Annotated in this window: 3 protein-coding genes and 1 pseudogene; all 4 read left to right on the forward strand. The window is 32.9% G+C overall.

What is annotated here, in order from left to right; translation table 11 throughout:
• Positions 1–401 (forward strand): annotated as a pseudogene (locus AC1DTM_RS23210) (2,3-bisphosphoglycerate-dependent phosphoglycerate mutase); the annotation flags it as partial.
• A gap of 46 nt (positions 402–447) precedes the next feature.
• Positions 448–705 (forward strand): ferredoxin, encoded by a 258-nt coding sequence (locus AC1DTM_RS23215; protein WP_016105915.1) that lies wholly within the window; start codon positions 448–450, stop codon positions 703–705.
• A 31-nt stretch (positions 706–736) separates the two neighbouring features.
• Positions 737–1,684 carry a cation diffusion facilitator family transporter gene (locus AC1DTM_RS23220; protein WP_477000989.1) on the forward strand — a complete coding sequence of 316 codons (948 nt, stop codon included), beginning with the start codon at positions 737–739 and terminating at the stop codon, positions 1,682–1,684.
• A 263-nt stretch (positions 1,685–1,947) separates the two neighbouring features.
• Complete coding sequence (locus tag AC1DTM_RS23225) at positions 1,948–2,175, forward strand: hypothetical protein (RefSeq protein ID WP_002160816.1); 228 nt, start codon at positions 1,948–1,950, stop codon at positions 2,173–2,175.
• Positions 2,176–2,351 lie beyond the last annotated feature (176 nt).

Raw genomic sequence — 2,351 nt, forward strand, 5'->3', positions numbered from 1 at the left:
GGTGATGAGAGAGTAACTTTATGGAGACGTTCAACAAATGTACGCCCACCAGCTCTTACAAAAGATGATGAGAGATATGAAGCGGCACATCCGAAGTATAGAGATTTAAAAGATAATAAGTTTCCCCTTACAGAAAATCTAGAAGATACAGAAAAACGAGTTGTTTCATATTGGGATGAAGAAATAGCCCCTAATTTAAAAGATGGAAAAAAGTGATTATTGCAGCGCATGGAAATACAATAAGAGCTTTAGTAAAATATTTAGATCAAATTTCAGATGAAGATATAGAATATGTAAACATTCCAACAGGAACACCATTAGTTTATGAATTTGATAACGATTTAAAACCGATATGTCATTATTATTTAAGAATGAAAATGGGTATAAAACAAACGGTTTAATATACCCTACCTATGTATTGTATGTGGATAACGGAGGTGATTTATATTGTTACATTATACTGTCGTAAATAAAAAAAATTGTGGGTCATGTGGATTATGTGCTTCCGTAGCTCCTGATATATATCAATTAGATGGAAAAGGAAAATCATTTGGTGTATTAGATAACAATGAAGGAATAATGGGAATCCCAAAAATTTTCTTGAAAGCAATGTTGGCAGCTAGTGACGGCTGTCCAACAAGTTCAATTCAAGTAAGAAAAGAGCCGTTTATAAATAAAGTGAAAATTCAATATAAGAATTATTAAAGATAAAACAAGATTAAAAGGAGGAATTTATATGGGACATCATCACGGTCACCAACATCATGGGCATACTCACGGGCATTCCCACGGGCATCATCATTTTGAAGAGAGTAGAGAAGGGAATAAGAAAGGTTTAATTACGGCATTAGTAATTACGGCAATTATTATGTTTCTTGAATTTTTTGGAGGACTAGTTACAAATAGTTTAGCCTTATTATCTGATTCAGGACATATGTTAAGTGATACGAGTTCGTTATTATTAAGTTTAATTGCCATTGGATTAGCAGCTAGAACTGTTACTTCTACAAAAACGTATGGATATTATCGTTTTGAAATATTKGCGGCATTAATTAATGGTATTACATTATTTGTTGTAGCTGGACTTATCGTGTGGGAAGCGATTGGAAGGTTTTTTGAACCACCAACTGTAGCAAGTGGTCCGATGATGTTAATCGCATCAATTGGTTTACTAGCAAATTTAATTAGTGCATGGGCTCTTATGAGACAAGGTGATGTGAAAAATAACGTCAATTTACGTAGCGCGTATTTACATGTTCTTGGAGATGCTTTAGGTTCAGTTGGTGCGTTAGTAGCTGGTGCACTTATGTCGTTATTTTCATGGTATATTGCAGATCCAATTATTTCAGTGGTTGTAGCGCTATTAATTTTAAAGAGTGCATGGGGAGTAACAAAACATTCCATTCATATACTTATGGAGGGTACACCTGTTTCAATTGAGATAGAACAAGTTAAGCAAGCTATTAAAGAAGTAGAGGGTGTACGTGATATACACGATCTCCACATTTGGACAATTACATCAGGATTAGATGCATTAAGTGTCCATGTAATGATCGATAAAAAACAGGACGATCAAGAAGTGCTTCAAAATATTATTACTATGTTAAAACAGGAGTTCCATATTGAACATGCTACAATTCAAATCGAAACGCTTAAGATTAAGCATAGTGAAATGGTCGTTTAATAAAATTCAACAAAAAGGCTATGGAGGAAATTCTCCATAGCCTTTTTGTTCACGTAAGTAGAATTGTCCTTTTTGAAAGTTTTGTTTCAACTTTTCGTCTAAAGAGACAAAAAGTTGTCACAATTCCGTCACAATTAGCATAAACATAATATAAACGAAATGAACTTATCCCGCATAATAGCCCAATTGATTCAACTAATAATCAGTAGGGCTGAAAACACCACTGATTAAAAGTTCACTTTATTCTCAAGGAGGTAGGTCGTATGAAAACTATTCTTGCTATCGCTGGGCTTATTTGGGTTTTATCACACGGTATTCCAATTTATGAAGGAGAACAAATTCGTAGTGCTCTAAATAAAGAATTTAATGAATATCATATTATTGATCGACAAGATAATGTTGTTACAGTTCGTGTAAATGATTGTTTTCATACAGTTACCGTTGAAGGAACTTCTGTAGTTAATGATACAAAATTATGTGATCAACAATAGATGTATATATAATAGAAAGAAAAAAGTCTCAATTCAAATTTGTGATGATTGAGGCTTTTTTTATTGAGTTTTAGTGGGAGATTTCATTGTTTTTTTGAAAAAGGGAAAGGGTATAATGATAATTGGGATTGAGAAGCTAAGTATTTGTTAAGAATAATCATATAAAGATAAGATAC

The organism is Bacillus sp. P4_D3, assembly GCF_056401855.1.

Bases quoted from the DNA above. Each gene is read 5' to 3' on its own strand.
- AC1DTM_RS23225 (WP_002160816.1), top strand. From the start codon at position 1,948: ATGAAAACTATTCTTGCTATCGCTGGGCTTATTTGGGTTTTATCACAC.